The 13,146-nt window shown below is 67.1% G+C and carries 14 protein-coding genes; 8 read left to right on the top strand and 6 right to left on the bottom strand.

The features are described 5' to 3' along the window. Positions 1-257 precede the first annotated feature (257 nt). The 3 genes from motB to msrB form a co-directional block, all read right to left on the bottom strand. Positions 258-1,454: a flagellar motor protein MotB gene (gene motB, locus AC06DU_RS17725; RefSeq protein WP_478202925.1), complete on the bottom strand. Its 1,197-nt coding sequence runs from the start codon at positions 1,452-1,454 to the stop codon at positions 258-260. Between the two features lie 10 nt (positions 1,455-1,464). Continuing rightward, positions 1,465-2,319, bottom strand: a complete 855-nt coding sequence (gene motA / locus AC06DU_RS17720; RefSeq protein ID WP_024940287.1) for a flagellar motor stator protein MotA — start codon at positions 2,317-2,319, stop codon at positions 1,465-1,467. A gap of 403 nt (positions 2,320-2,722) precedes the next feature. Then, positions 2,723-3,187 (bottom strand): peptide-methionine (R)-S-oxide reductase MsrB, encoded by a 465-nt coding sequence (gene msrB, locus AC06DU_RS17715; protein WP_102583545.1) that lies wholly within the window; start codon positions 3,185-3,187, stop codon positions 2,723-2,725. A gap of 350 nt (positions 3,188-3,537) precedes the next feature. Here msrB and AC06DU_RS17710 point away from each other — a divergent pair, with 350 nt between their 5' ends. Beyond that, positions 3,538-3,969, top strand: coding sequence for a hypothetical protein (locus AC06DU_RS17710; RefSeq protein ID WP_102580606.1), 432 nt, complete (start codon positions 3,538-3,540; stop codon positions 3,967-3,969). Positions 3,970-4,008: 39 nt separating this feature from the next. Here the strand turns inward: AC06DU_RS17710 and AC06DU_RS17705 are convergent, their stop codons facing one another. Beyond that, positions 4,009-4,488, bottom strand: coding sequence for an Lrp/AsnC ligand binding domain-containing protein (locus AC06DU_RS17705; protein ID WP_024940284.1), 480 nt, complete (start codon positions 4,486-4,488; stop codon positions 4,009-4,011). Between the two features lie 148 nt (positions 4,489-4,636). Here AC06DU_RS17705 and AC06DU_RS17700 point away from each other — a divergent pair, with 148 nt between their 5' ends. Continuing rightward, entirely contained in the window at positions 4,637-5,926 is a 1,290-nt protein-coding gene (locus AC06DU_RS17700; protein ID WP_039525213.1) for a D-amino acid dehydrogenase, read from the top strand. Continuing rightward, entirely contained in the window at positions 5,926-7,026 is a 1,101-nt protein-coding gene (gene alr, locus AC06DU_RS17695) for an alanine racemase (RefSeq protein ID WP_184433371.1), read from the top strand. The genes AC06DU_RS17700 and alr overlap by 1 nt, the downstream gene beginning before the upstream one ends. A gap of 147 nt (positions 7,027-7,173) precedes the next feature. Here alr and AC06DU_RS17690 read toward each other — a convergent pair whose 3' ends face one another. Beyond that, positions 7,174-7,749 (bottom strand): DUF3016 domain-containing protein, encoded by a 576-nt coding sequence (locus AC06DU_RS17690; protein ID WP_024940281.1) that lies wholly within the window; start codon positions 7,747-7,749, stop codon positions 7,174-7,176. A gap of 249 nt (positions 7,750-7,998) precedes the next feature. Here AC06DU_RS17690 and AC06DU_RS17685 point away from each other — a divergent pair, with 249 nt between their 5' ends. The 5 genes from AC06DU_RS17685 to AC06DU_RS17665 all read left to right on the top strand — a co-directional run bounded on the left by AC06DU_RS17685 (position 7,999) and on the right by AC06DU_RS17665 (position 12,720). Next, positions 7,999-8,445 carry a hypothetical protein gene (locus AC06DU_RS17685; protein WP_046346071.1) on the top strand — a complete coding sequence of 149 codons (447 nt, stop codon included), beginning with the start codon at positions 7,999-8,001 and terminating at the stop codon, positions 8,443-8,445. Then, positions 8,432-8,722: a hypothetical protein gene (locus AC06DU_RS17680; RefSeq protein ID WP_016903448.1), complete on the top strand. Its 291-nt coding sequence runs from the start codon at positions 8,432-8,434 to the stop codon at positions 8,720-8,722. The genes AC06DU_RS17685 and AC06DU_RS17680 overlap by 14 nt, the downstream gene beginning before the upstream one ends. A gap of 107 nt (positions 8,723-8,829) precedes the next feature. Then, positions 8,830-10,863: a hybrid sensor histidine kinase/response regulator gene (locus AC06DU_RS17675; RefSeq protein WP_478204451.1), complete on the top strand. Its 2,034-nt coding sequence runs from the start codon at positions 8,830-8,832 to the stop codon at positions 10,861-10,863. Between the two features lie 126 nt (positions 10,864-10,989). Then, on the top strand, positions 10,990-11,298 hold the full coding sequence (locus AC06DU_RS17670) for a DUF3247 family protein (protein ID WP_016903450.1): 309 nt from the start codon (positions 10,990-10,992) through the stop codon (positions 11,296-11,298). Between the two features lie 87 nt (positions 11,299-11,385). Further along, positions 11,386-12,720, top strand: a complete 1,335-nt coding sequence (locus tag AC06DU_RS17665) for a PQQ-dependent sugar dehydrogenase (RefSeq protein WP_024940276.1) — start codon at positions 11,386-11,388, stop codon at positions 12,718-12,720. 110 nt (positions 12,721-12,830) lie between these two features. Here AC06DU_RS17665 and AC06DU_RS17660 read toward each other — a convergent pair whose 3' ends face one another. Continuing rightward, positions 12,831-13,091 (bottom strand): hypothetical protein, encoded by a 261-nt coding sequence (locus AC06DU_RS17660; protein ID WP_087962350.1) that lies wholly within the window; start codon positions 13,089-13,091, stop codon positions 12,831-12,833. Between the last annotated feature and the right edge of the window lie 55 nt (positions 13,092-13,146).

Genomic DNA, 13,146 nt, shown 5'->3' with positions numbered 1-13,146 from the left:
GGAGCGCCAACGCGCGATTTCCGGTCAGGATCGGCATTCAGGACGACAAGCTCTAAAAGCCCGACAAGCCCGACAAGCAGCCCGCAGGGCGACCAGATCCGACATGCGCATCAAGTTCGGCATGCACATCGGATTCGACATGCACGACAACGTGCCGTCTGCCGTCTGCCGTCTGCCGTAGCTGTAGCCGCAGCCAGCAACCGCCAAGAATGCCAAAAACCGCCAGGCAACCTCAGGCCAAGTTCCCGCAGCCGCCGTCAGCGCCGCGCGGGTACTTCGCTGACCGCAGTGCGCGGTGCGGCCACGGCGGCTTCGGCAGCCTTGGCCAGTGCGGTGGCCGAAGCCACCTGGCTGCGCGTGGAGACGCGCGGTGCCGCCGGCGCAGCGCTGGTGGCCGGAGGCGCTGCAGGGGGCGATGTGGCGCTGGCCGCAGCCGCAGGTCCGCCCGCCGGCGCAGCAGCGCTGGGTCCTGCCGCAGGCAGCGCGGCCGGGGTCCCCACCGCCGTGGTGGCGGTTGCTGCGGCACTCAGATCCGGCACATGGGTGTCGGCATCGTGGGTGGGCTTGCCCAGCGCAATGCCCTGGCCGGCGCCGGCCAGCGCGGCCTGTTCGGCATCCTGGGTCATCACCACGATGCTGATGCGGCGGTTGATCGGGTTCTGCGGGTCGGTCTTGTCGAACAGCACCGACGAGGACAGCCCCACCACGCGGGTGACCTTGGCATCGTCCATGCCGCCGCCCACCAGCGCACGGCGCGCGGCGTTGGCGCGGTCGGCGCTGAGTTCCCAGTTGGTGTAACCGGTATCGCTGCTGTAGGCGGTGGTGTCGGTGTGGCCGGTGATGCTGATGTGGTTGGGCACCTGGTTGATGAAGCTGGACAGCTCGCGCAGGATTGCCACGGTGTACGGCTTGAGCTGGTCGCGGCCCATGTCGAACATCGGCCGGTTCTGCTTGTCCACGATCTGGATGCGCAGGCCGTCCGGGGTGAGGTCGAGCAGCAACTGGTCCTTGAACGGCTCCAGCGCCTGGCTCTTGTCGATGGCCTCTTTCAGGTCCTGCATCAGCGCTTCCAGGCGCTTTTTGTCCCTGGCGCGGCTGTCCTCGTTGGTGTCGGCAGCGTTGTCGCGCTTGCGGCCCATCTCGTCCTTCTGCCCCTTGGCCATGTCGGCGGTGCCGCCGAGCTTGATCATCGAGGTGCTGGCGCCACCAGGGCCGTTCATGCCCGGCGAGGGGGCCGGTGACTTGCCCGACAACGGGCTGGGATTGCGGAAGTATTCCGAGATCGCCGCGCGCTGCTCCTTGGTGGTGGCGGCCATCAGCCACAGCACCAGGAAGAACGCCATCATCGCGGTCACGAAGTCGGCAAACGCCACCTTCCAGGCGCCGCCATGATGGCCGCCGCCCTGCACCTTCTTGACCCGTCGGATGACGACGGTGGATTTGCCCTCGGCCATGACCGCGGTCCTACTTGATCGTCTTCAGGTGCGTTTCGAAATCCGCAAAGCTCGGACGCACGTTGGAGGGCAGCGTCTTGCGCGCAAATTCCAGCGCAATCTTCGGGTTGTAGCCACGCAGGCAGGCCAGCAGCGCGGTCTTGACCGCCTCGTACATGCGCCCGTCCTGCTCGGCGCGCGCTTCCATCGCCGCGGCCAGCGGTGCGACAAAGCCATAGGCCAGCAAAATGCCCAGGAAGGTGCCTACCAGGGCGGCGCCGACGTGGTGGCCGATCTCCTCGATCGGCCCGCCGATCGAGCCCATGGTGATCACGATGCCGAGCACGGCGGCCACGATGCCGAAGCCGGGCAGGCCGTCGGACACCTTGCTCAGCGCATGCGAGGGCGCCAGCGCTTCGTGGTGATGTTTTTCCAGCTCCAGCTCGAGCAGCGGCTCCAGCTCGTGCGGCTCGATGTTGCTGCCGATCATCAGGCGCAGGCAGTCGGTGATGAAGTCCAGCAGGTGATGGTCGGCGACCACCTTGGGGTAGTTGCCGAAGATGGTGCTGTCCTGCGGTTTTTCGACGTGATCTTCCAGCGCCATGAAGCCATCGCGGCGCGCCTTGTTGAGCAGCTCGTAGATCAGGCTCAGCGTGTCCTTGTAGTCGTCGGACTTGTACTGCGGGCCCTTGAACACGCCCAGGATGCTGCTGAAGGTCTCCTTGACGATCTTGCCGGGCGTGCTGACCAGAAACGCACCGAACGCCGCGCCACCGATGATCATCAGCTCGTACGGCTGCCAGAGCGCGCCCAGCTTGCCGTGCGACAGCACATAGCCGCCGAGGACACTGACGATGACGACGATGAAGCCGATGATGATGAGCATGGCGCAGCCAAAAGCAAACAGGGTTGCTGTTGTTTCGGCTTGCGCGGCGGATTCTTGAAGCGCACGGCGTGAAGGTGTGCGGTGTAACTGAACGATCGCTTGGTCGATCGCATCTTCACGCGGCAGGTTGTGGCGCTGTCGTTACTTGCGCCAGGTGCGCTCAGGCCGTTCCAGCCCTTGATTGAAGGGCTTTGCGGCGCGGATACCCACTGCAAGCAATCTCTGCAACGCTCGTCGTGACGTAGCACTGCTTAGGTGAATCGCGCATGGTCGCAATGGCGGTTCGACGCCTTGTCGGGGTCGCTGCATTGCGTCGGCGATGCGGCAGCGCCTGCCAGTAGGCGCAGGTGTTGCAGGCATGCATCCGGCACGGAATCCCTCCGGGCCGGATGCATGTGTCGGCTCAGGCCGGTTGCGTCTCGGCGCCTTCGCGCTGCAAGGGGTTGGGCAGGGCCTGGCCGTTTTCGGTAAAGCCCAGCGAGACCGAGTTCAGGCAGTGGCGTTCACCGGTCGGCGGCGGGCCGTCGGGGAACACGTGGCCCAGGTGGCTGTCGCAGCGCGCACAGACGATCTCGGTGCGGATCATGCCGTAGCTGGTGTCACGGATTTCGCGCACATGGGCGGTGTCGTACGGGGCAAAGAAGCTCGGCCAGCCGGTGCCGGATTCGAACTTGGCGCTGGAGCGGAACAACGGCAACCCGCACAGGCGGCAGGTGTAGACGCCGTCGAGCTTGTTGTCCAGGAACACCCCGCAGAACGGCGCTTCGGTGCCATGGTGCAGCAGCACGCGCTGTTCCTCGTCGCTGAGCCCGGCGATCAGGGCGTCGCGTTGGGCGGGGGAGGGAGGGGTCAGATCGAACTGGCTCATGGGGTTCTCGCATGCGCGCGCTGGCAGGGTGCCGCGCCTGCACCCGTGATGTGGGCGCTGTCGGCGTGGTTCAAGCGTGCCGGGACCAGGCGCCGCTGGCGCAGGCCGGGGCGCGGAGTGGGAGTTGGGGGGAGGTTACGGCGGCGAAGCCACGACGCAGTACTGATTGCCAGGCTTCACGCACCCCCATCCGGCACTGCGCGCCACATCGTCCCGATGGGAGCGGGAAGTGCCTTTCGCGCGGCGCTCATCTCGCGAACGCGTTCAGGCCATAGCCGGCCCGATGCATTGCCGCAGCACGCCGGCGCCCCCATCCAGTGAATACTCCTCGATCAAGCACGGTGTCCGTCATGGCGATCCTTTCTTCAACGCGCGGCCTGCTGCTGTGCGGCCTGCTGGCTGCCGCCGGCGCTGCGGCGGCGCAATCGGCCACCAGCACACGCTCGTCCAATACCCTGCAGCCGATCACCAGCCCGACGCCCGCCCAGCCCACGCTGACCGCGCCGCGCGCGGTGCAGCCCGCGCCGGCTACGGCTCCGGTGCCATCGCAGCTCGGCCAGCGCCCGTCCGCGCCCACCATCCCGACCCGTGGCCCGGCCCAGACGCCGGTGGCGCCGGCCGGCAGCCAGGTTGCGCCGGCCAGTGCGCCGATGGTCTACGACCGCAATGGCCGCTTGCTGCAGGGCATGCAGCCGGCCGGCGCCAACCGCGTGCTGGATACCAAGACCGGGCGCTATTACGACGCGGTCCCGGCCGGTGACGGCATGCGCGTGGTGCGCTGACCCGCGCCGTTACCAATCCCGACTCCCGAATCCCAAATCTCAGCCCTCGATCGGCAACGCCAGGGTCTCCTTGACCTCTTCCATCACGATGTAGCTCTTGGATTCGCGCACATGCGGCATGGTCAGCAAGGTGCTGCCGAGCAGCTTGCGGTAGGAGGCCATCTCGCTGATGCGCGCCTTGAGCAGGTAGTCGAAATCGCCCGAGACCAGATGGCATTCCAGCACGTTGGGCAGCTTGAGCGCGGCGCGCCGGAACTCCTCGAAGATGTCGCCGGACTTGTAGGCCAGACTGATTTCCACGAACACCAGCAGGCTGGCCTTGAGATAGTGCGGGTCCAGCCGCGCGTAGTAGCCGGTGATGGCGCCATCGCGCTCCAGCCGGCGCACGCGCTCGGTGCAGGGCGTGGTCGACAGGCCCACCCGCTCGCCCAGTTCGGTAAAGGAAATCCGCCCCTCCTGCTGCAGGATGCGCAGAATCTTGCGGTCGATCTTGTCCAGCTCGCGGGTGCGGGTCGTCATCAGGTCTGTCTCTGCAGGGTTTGACAGGAGGATTCACTGCCAGGGCGGGCCGATTCCAGAAATGGCACTGCCTGGCTCGCAATATACTGCGTCTAACTGTCCCCCTCGGCGCCTGGTTGTGGGGGAATACCCTTTCCAGGAGAACGACATGCGGGTGCTCATTCTCGGTAGTGGCGTCATCGGCACCACCACGGCCTGGTATCTGGCGCAGGCCGGTTGCGAGGTCACCGTGGTCGACCGCCAGCCGGCGGCGGCGCTGGAAACCAGCTACGCCAACGCCGGCCAGCTGTCGTTCGGCTACACCTCGCCGTGGGCCGCGCCCGGCGTGCCCGGCAAGGCGGTGAAGTGGCTGTTCGAGCAGCATGCACCGCTGTCGATCCGGCCCACCCGCGACCTGCGTCAGCTGGCCTGGCTCAGCCAGATGCTGCGCAACTGCACCGCCGAGCGCTATGCAGTGAACAAGGCGCGCATGGTGCGCATGTCCGACTACAGCCGCGATTGCCTGAATGCATTGCGTGCCAGCACCGGCATCGAGTTCGAGGGCCGCCAGCTCGGTACCACCCAGCTGTTCCGCACCCAGCAGCAACTGGATGCCGCCGCGCAGGACATCGAGGTGCTGGCCCAGTACGGCGTGCCCTACGAGCTGCTGACCCCGGCGCAGATCGCCCAGTTCGAACCGGGCCTGGCCGGCGGTGGCGCGCAGATGGCCGGCGCCCTGCGCCTGCCCGAGGACCAGACCGGCGACTGCCGGCTGTTCACCCAGCGCCTGGCCGAACTGGCCGCGCAGGCGGGGGTGGAGTTCCGCTACGGGCAGCAGATCGAGCATCTGCAGCACGCAGGCGGGCGCGTCACCGGCGTGCAGATCGATGGCCGCATCGAGACCGCCGACCGCTACGTGCTGGCGCTGGGCAGCTATTCGGCCGACCTGCTGCTCTCGCTCGGCCTGCACCTGCCGGTGTATCCGCTCAAGGGCTATTCGCTGACCATCCCGATCGTGGATGCCGCGCGCGCGCCGACCTCCACGGTGCTGGACGAGAGCTACAAGATCGCGTTGACCCGCTTCGACGACCGTATCCGCGTCGGCGGCATGGCCGAGGTGGCCGGCTTCGACCTGTCGTTGAATCCGCGCCGCCGCGCCACGCTGGAGATGGTGGTCAACGACCTGTTCCCCGGCGCCGGCGATCTGGCCCAGGCCGAGTTCTGGACCGGCCTGCGCCCGGCCACGCCGGACGGCACGCCGGTGGTCGGCGCCACGCCGTATGCCAACCTGTTCCTCAATACCGGCCACGGCACCCTGGGCTGGACCATGGCCTGCGGCTCGGGCCGCTATCTGGCCGACCTGATGCAGGGCCGCACGCCCGACATCGATAGCGAAGGCCTGGACATCTTCCGTTACCTGTCGCCACGCAGCGCCCGTGCGCAGCAGGAGGCCGCATAGTGCGTCCTGCGCAAGCGTTGATCGACCTGGACGCATTGCGTCACAACTACCGCCTGGCCAAGCGCCTGGGCGGCAGCAAGGCCCTGGCGGTGGTCAAGGCCGATGCCTACGGCCACGGCGCGGTGCGCTGCGCGCAGGCGCTGGACGGCGAGGCCGACGGCTTTGCGGTGGCCTGCATCGAAGAAGCGCTGGAGCTGCGTCAGGCCGGCATCCGTGCGCCGATCCTGCTACTGGAAGGGTTCTTCGAACACGACGAACTGCGCCTGATTGCCGAGCATGATCTGTGGACGGTGGTGGCCACGCCGCAGCAGGTGCGCGCGCTGGCCGAGTTCCAGAGCCCGCGTCCGTTGCGGGTTTGGCTGAAGCTGGACAGCGGCATGCACCGGCTGGGCCTGTCGCCGGAAGACTTTCGTGCGGCGTGGTTGCGTCTGCGCGGGCTGCCGCAGATCGCCTCGCTGGTGCTGATGACCCATCTGGCGCGCGCCGATGAGCTGGAGTGCAGCCGCACCGACGAGCAGGCGGTGGCGTTCGCACTCACCGCAGGCGGCATGCAGGCCGAGACCAGCCTGCGCAATTCGCCCGGCCTGCTCGGCTGGCCGGCGCTGCGCAACGATTGGTCGCGTCCGGGGCTGATGCTGTATGGCGCAAACCCGTTCCCGCAGGACACCGACACCACCGCGCAACTGCGCCCGGTGATGACGCTGCGCTCGCGCATCATCTCCGTGCGCGAGCTGCCGGCCGGCGAGCCGGTGGGGTACGGCGCCCGCTTCGTCGCCGAGCGTCCCACCCGCGTCGGCGTGGTGGCGGCCGGCTATGCCGACGGCTATCCGCAGTTCGCTCCCAACGGCACCCCGGTGCTGGTGGATGGCCAGGTCTGCCCGCTGATCGGGCGTGTGTCGATGGACATGCTGACCGTGGATCTCACCGAGCACCCGCAGGCCGACATCGGTGCGTCAGTGCAGCTGTGGGGAGATGCGCCGCGCGTCAGTCCGCTGGCAACGCAGTGCAATGTCAGCGCATATCAACTGCTGTGTGGACTCAAGCGCGTGCCGCGGACGTATGTGGGTGAGGCGACAGTGGGCGAGGGAGTCACGCGGTGAGGTGTCACTTCTCCCATCGGGAGAAGGTGCCCCGAAGGGGCGGATGAGGGGACGTGCGAAGCCACATGCACTTGGAACAACGCGTTGGCTTCGCTCCGTGCCCTCGCCCCAACCCCTCTGCCGACGGGAGAGGCTTGAAGCGGCTGCTTACAGCCCGGCGGTACTCCGGTCGCCGCGGAACTGCTTGCGCACCCAGTCGTCGATCATCGCTTTTTCGAAGCGCAGCGGATCGCTGTCGGTCAGACGCGGGCCGCTCATCAGAAACGCCGAATCCACCAGCTTGCGTTCGCCCTGGTCGATCACCTGACCATCAGCGCCGGTCAGCGTGTAGTTGAAGCTCAGGCGCGGCGGGTAGATGTCCTTGACGATGCGCACGTCCTGCATGCGCGGCCCGTGCCAGGGCTCGTACTGGCCGGCGCGGCGGATGTCGGTGATGGTCACGCTCAGGCGCTGGCCGTCGGGCAGCTTGCGCGCGGCGCTCTGCTGGAAATAGGTCGCCAGCTGGGTCACCCAGTCGCCACGCTGCGCTTCCCAGCGGTTGCCGCTGAAGCGCACTTCGGAAAACTGCGCCGGGTCGGTCCAGCGCACATCGACCTTGCCATCGCCGGTCAGCGCGCGTGGCGCCTGCGGGTCGGTGACGTTGCGTACACGTGCCTGCGCGCCGGTTGCCGCGAGCAGTCCTGCCAGCAACAGGCTGGCGCCGCAAAGGCTGGAACGTTTCATGGAAAGTCTCCAAGCGGAAGGTACGTGGACGTACCGGGCGTCCTTGCAGTGTGGGGGCGCGTCTGCGTGCCGGCAACGCTTGCCACGCAAGGGCTGGCCGGCCATTGCCACGCGGTTAATCCGCAGCGCTGGCGCCATGACGGCGGGTTCACCGCGCCTGCGCCTGCGCTTCACGGCGCAGCCAGGAAGATCGCCAGCATGGACACCCACTCTTTCCGCACAAAGTCAGCCTCTTCGGCGCCGGCACACCTGCCGTCGGACGTGCGCCTGCAGTTCATCGACTGGGCGAAGCAGCACGGTCATAACCCGTCCACCGGGGCCGCCGCCTTCGTCGCCCTGCAAAGCGATGTGGATCTGGATCTGGCGACCCGCGCGCTGCGGATGGAACCGGGAGCCTCGCCGCGCGATGCCTTGCGCGAACACCTGGCCGCGCTGGCGCGCCAGGGCGATGTGGCGGTGCAGTTCCCGCCGGTCTACGCCTACACCGCCGCCAACGGACTTGAGTACCGCTACTCGCTGATGCTGGTGATCGCCGAGGATTGCGTCGAGTGGACGGGGCGGGTCTGGCAGGACCTGGATTACCAGGGAATGCTCACCGGCCGCGGCCAGGGCCCGCGCGCCAACTACACCCAACTGGCGCGGATGGCGCTGGAACACGAGCTTGATCAGGAGCGCCCCCGTTATGTCCAGGCATGAACTCGAACTGCAGTTGCCGCTGGGCGCACAGGTCGCCACCGGCGAGGATGGTTTCAGCGAGCGCTGCCGCAGCGAATGCGCCAAACTTGGCCTGTCGCGTGTGCGGCTGCTGTTGCTGGACGCCGAGTACGCGCGTTCCACCGCCTGGCGCGAAGAAGCGCAGCGCTGGATGGACGAGCAGTTGCGTCGCGAAGGCGAGTGGGTGTTTCGCGGCGTGATCGCCGGGATCGTGGTGCTGGCGGCATGCATCGCGCTGTGCGCGGCGCTGCTGTGGTGATCCCTGGGGAGCCGGCGGCACGCGCGTGAACCGGGTCGGCCGGCTGTGCACCCGCTGACGACACCGGGCGTGGTTTCATCTGCCCGTCATCCGCCCTGGCAACACCCCTGGATCCCGATTTGAGCACCTCGACCACCAGCCCCGATCTGGCCACCAGCCACCCGGCAGCCCTCGCCGCGCCCTTCCTCGACCCGGGGATGTACCACGAGATCTTCCATAATCTGGACGCGGGGTTTTGCGTCATCGATATGGTGTTCGATGGCGACCGGGCCGTCGATTACGTGATCCGGATGACCAATGGCGCATTCGAGCGCTACACCGGTCTATCCAATGTATTGAATGTCTCCATTCGCGGCATGCTGGTCGATCACGAACAGGAATGGTTCGACCGCTACGGCCATGTCGCCCGCACCGGTAACCGCATCCACTTCGAAATGCAGGCCAAGGCATTGCGCCGCTGGTACTCGGTGGATGCGTTCCGGGTCGGGCAGCCGGAGCAGGCGCGGGTGGCGGTATTGTTCATGGACATCACCGAGCGCAAGCGGGTGGAGCGCGAGCTGGCCGAGAGCGAGGCGCGTTTCAGCGCCCTGGCCGACGGCCTGCCGATGCCGGTCTGGGTACTGGACGCGCAAGGCGTGGTGCGCTTCGTCAACAGTGCCTATGGCGAATTTTTCGGCATCGACATTTCCAGCGGCACGGTGTCGGCCTGGAGCGAGTTGCTGCATCCGGACGACCTGTCGATCTTCCAGTTCGAACTGGCCACCGCGTTGGAGGAACAGCGCGGCCTGCATGCACTGGTGCGCGCGCGCCGCCACGACGGGCATTGGCGCTGGATCGAAATGACCGCCACGCCGCGCTACTCGGCCGACGGGCGCTTCATCGGCCTGGCCGGCAGCAGCCCGGACGTGACCGAACAACGCGAGATCGAACTGGCGCGCGAACAGCTGCTCGAATCCGAGCGCAGCGCACGCAACGAAGCCGAGAGCATGGCGCGGCTGAAGGACGAGTTCCTGGCCACCTTGTCGCACGAATTGCGCACGCCGCTGACCACCATCCTGGGCTGGAGCGAGCTGCTGCTGCAGCGGGTCGAAGAAGGTCATCCCAATTACAAGGGCCTGTCGGTGATCGCCAGCAGCGCCCGTGCGCAGAAACGCCTGATCTCGGACATGCTCGACCTCAGCAGCATGTTGCTGGGCAAGGTGCAGCTGGAGGTCGAGTCGCTGGATCTGGTCGAACAGGTGCGCGAGGCCCTGAACACCCAGGAGCTGGCTGCCGAGGGCAAGGACCAGGTGCTGGAGGTGCATGCCCCGTCCACGCCGTGCCTGGTGCTGGGCGATGCCACGCGGCTGCAGCAGGTGCTGTGGAATCTGCTGTCCAATGCGATCAAGTTCACCCCGGCGCATGGCCGCATCGATGTCACCATCGAACGCGACGACGGCCACCTGCTGGTCGCGATACGCGATTCGGGTGACGGCATCGCAGCGGAATTCCTGCCGCATCTGTTCGGCCGCTTCCGCCAGGCCGATGGCACCACCACGCGCCAGCATGGTGGGCTGGGCCTGGGCCTGGCGATCGTGCAGCAGCTGGTGGAAATGCATGGCGGCCAGGTCAGCGCCACCAGCGGCGGTCGCGGCAAGGGCGCCACCTTCACGGTGCGCCTGCCGGAGCATATTCCCGATCAGGCCAGGCGTCCGCGGCGCGAACTGCGCCGGCGCTTGATGTCCGAACAGATCATCGAAGCGCGCGCGCTCAATGGCTTGCGCCTGCTGGCGGTGGAAGACCAGCCGGACATGCTCGATTACCTGCGCCGCCTGCTGGAAGAGCAGGGCGCCGAAGTGGTCACCGCCGGCAGCGCCACCGATGCGCTGGCATTGATCGATCACCGCGGCCATGCACGCTTCGACCTGATGCTGACCGACATCGGCATGCCGGGCATGGACGGCTACGGGCTGATCCGCACCGTGCGCGAGAACATGGGGCTGGACGCGGCGGCACTGCCGGCCGTGGCAGTGACCGCGCTGGCACGCGACGACGATCGCAAGCGCGCGCTGGACTCCGGTTTCCAGGAGCATCTGGCCAAGCCCTACAGCGTCGCCCAACTGGTCACCGCGGTGCGTGCCGCGCGCGAATCGGTGGAGTGAGACGGCAGGCGGCGCCGATGTCGCGCCGCTGCTCCGGCTGACAGGCAGCAGGTGAAAGAGGCTGTTTACTGCCTCTTTCACGGCCGATGGCCTAGCGTGGTGCATTCCCTCGATGGAGATGACGCCATGTCCAGATACGCCCCGCATGTCTATTCGGAACAAGTGCAGATCGCCACGCTCGAACACTGGGTGTCGCTGCTCGGTGGTCAGGAGCGCGTGCGCGTCGAGCTCGACGACGGCAGCATGATCAGCGGCACCGTCGCCGTGCGCCCGAGCATCCAGACCTATCTGGACGACCAGCAGCGCGAAGGCCTCAATGGCCAGCTGCGCATCGACCAGCTGGATGCCGCGCAGGAGCCGCACTGGATCTGGATGGACCGCATCGTGGCAGTGCACCCCTTGCCGCTGGGCAGCGACCCGCAAGCCGCTCCCTGAGTCACGCATTGACGATGTGTTTACTTCTCGTCGTGGCGTTGACGGCATGATGGCCGATTGTCGTAACTGTTCAGGATCGATCGCGCAATGAATGCTCCCGCGTTGAAGCTCGCCCGCTGGCCGCTGTCGTTAATGACCGTCGCCCTCCTCGCCGCCTGCGGCGATACCGCCACGCTTGCCATCGAACAAGGGACCGGGCCGAACCCGCAATTGCCCGAGCCGGTCAAACGCCTGATCCCCACCGTCAAGGTGGCGCCGGTCAAGCGCTGGACCGAGAACGCCAAGCCGATCGCCGCCGACGACCTGCAGGTTGCTGCGTTTGCGCGCGACCTGGATCACCCGCGCTGGGTCTATGTGCTGCCGAACGGCGACGTGCTGGTGGCCGAGACCGCCGAGCCGCCCAAGCCGGAAGACGCCGAAGGCGGCGGCATCCGCAAGAAGGTGCAGGGCGCGATGATGAGCAAGGCCGGCGCCGTGGTGCCCAGTGCCAACCGCATCACCTTGCTGCGCGATGCCGATGGCGACGGCGTGGCCGAAGTGCGCACCCAGTTCATCAGCGGGCTGTTTTCCCCGTTCGGCATGGCCCTGATCGGCGATCGTTTCTACGTGGCCAATGCCGATGCGCTGGTGAGCTTTCCGTACAAGCCCGGCGAGACGCATATCACCGCCAAGCCGACCTTCGTGGCCAACTTGCCCGGCGGCCTGAATCACCATTGGACCAAGTCGCTGCTGGCCAGCGCCGACGGCAGCAAGCTGTATGTCGGCGTCGGCTCCAACAGCAACGTGGCCGAAAACGGCATGGAGGCCGAACTCAACCGCGCCGCGATCCTGGAGATCGATCCGGCCACCGGCAGCAGCCGCGTGTTCGCCAGCGGCCTGCGCAATCCGGTCGGCACCGCCTGGGAGCCGCAGAGCAAATCGCTGTGGGTGGTGGTCAACGAGCGCGACGAGATCGGCAGCGATCTTGTGCCGGATTACCTGACCTCGGTGCGCGACGGCGGTTTTTATGGCTGGCCCTACAGCTATTACGGCCAGCATGTGGACGAGCGGGTCAAACCGCAGAACCCCGAGCTGGTGGCCAAGGCGATCAAGCCCGACTACGCGCTGGGCCCACATACCGCCTCGCTGGGCCTGAGCTTTGCCAGCGGAAGCCTGCTGCCGGAGCGCTTCCGCCAGGGCGCCTTCATCGGCCAGCACGGCTCGTGGAATCGCGACCCGCCCAGCGGCTACAAGGTGCTGTTCGTGCCGTTCGTCGACGGCAAGCCCAGCGGCACGCCGATCACGGTGCTGGACGGTTTCCTGGATGCCGAAGGCAATGCGCAGGGGCGCCCGGTGGGCGTGAGCCCGGACAATACCGGGGCGCTGCTGGTGGCCGACGATGTCGGCAACGTGATCTGGCGGGTGACACCCAAGGCGCGCTGATCCAGACAACGCGCTGGCTCAGGCGTTCAAGCGAAAAAAACCGGGCCCAGGCCCGGTTTTTTCATGCGTGTGCCGCAGTCGTGCGCGGTATCACGCCAATGCGCACGCGCTCAGCGCGGCGGTTCGGGCGAGGCACTGAAGCGCCGCGCATAGCCACGTTCTTCGGTGATCCGGCTGATGTCGTCATCGGCCATTTCCGGGGCGCCATACACCGCATATGCCACGCTGCCGTCGTCGCGCTCGCCGACCTGGTGCAGGCGGTAACGCGGCCGGCCCGCACCGGTGTTTTCGGGGTAGTGCATCGGTGGCGGGGTGTCATCCAGATCCATTTCGCTGTTGTCGACCACTCCACCCACGAACAGGGCTCGCATCGCGTCTCTCCGGTATTGGTGTGATTCCAGCCTAGGCGGGCGGATGTTGCGTGCG

This window comes from Xanthomonas sp. NCPPB 3200 (genome assembly GCF_056393585.1).
This window is presented reverse-complemented; position numbering and strand designations above follow the sequence as displayed.

Coding starts and splice junctions, on each gene's coding strand:
- motB (WP_478202925.1), bottom strand. CDS start 1,454: ATGGCCGAGGGCAAATCCACCGTCGTCATCCGACGGGTCAAGAAGGTG.
- motA (WP_024940287.1), bottom strand. CDS start 2,319: ATGCTCATCATCATCGGCTTCATCGTCGTCATCGTCAGTGTCCTCGGC.
- msrB (WP_102583545.1), bottom strand. CDS start 3,187: ATGAGCCAGTTCGATCTGACCCCTCCCTCCCCCGCCCAACGCGACGCC.
- AC06DU_RS17710 (WP_102580606.1), top strand. CDS start 3,538: ATGGCGATCCTTTCTTCAACGCGCGGCCTGCTGCTGTGCGGCCTGCTG.
- AC06DU_RS17705 (WP_024940284.1), bottom strand. CDS start 4,488: ATGACGACCCGCACCCGCGAGCTGGACAAGATCGACCGCAAGATTCTG.
- AC06DU_RS17700 (WP_039525213.1), top strand. CDS start 4,637: ATGCGGGTGCTCATTCTCGGTAGTGGCGTCATCGGCACCACCACGGCC.
- AC06DU_RS17690 (WP_024940281.1), bottom strand. CDS start 7,749: ATGAAACGTTCCAGCCTTTGCGGCGCCAGCCTGTTGCTGGCAGGACTG.
- AC06DU_RS17680 (WP_016903448.1), top strand. CDS start 8,432: ATGTCCAGGCATGAACTCGAACTGCAGTTGCCGCTGGGCGCACAGGTC.
- AC06DU_RS17670 (WP_016903450.1), top strand. CDS start 10,990: ATGTCCAGATACGCCCCGCATGTCTATTCGGAACAAGTGCAGATCGCC.
- AC06DU_RS17665 (WP_024940276.1), top strand. CDS start 11,386: ATGAATGCTCCCGCGTTGAAGCTCGCCCGCTGGCCGCTGTCGTTAATG.
- AC06DU_RS17660 (WP_087962350.1), bottom strand. CDS start 13,091: ATGCGAGCCCTGTTCGTGGGTGGAGTGGTCGACAACAGCGAAATGGAT.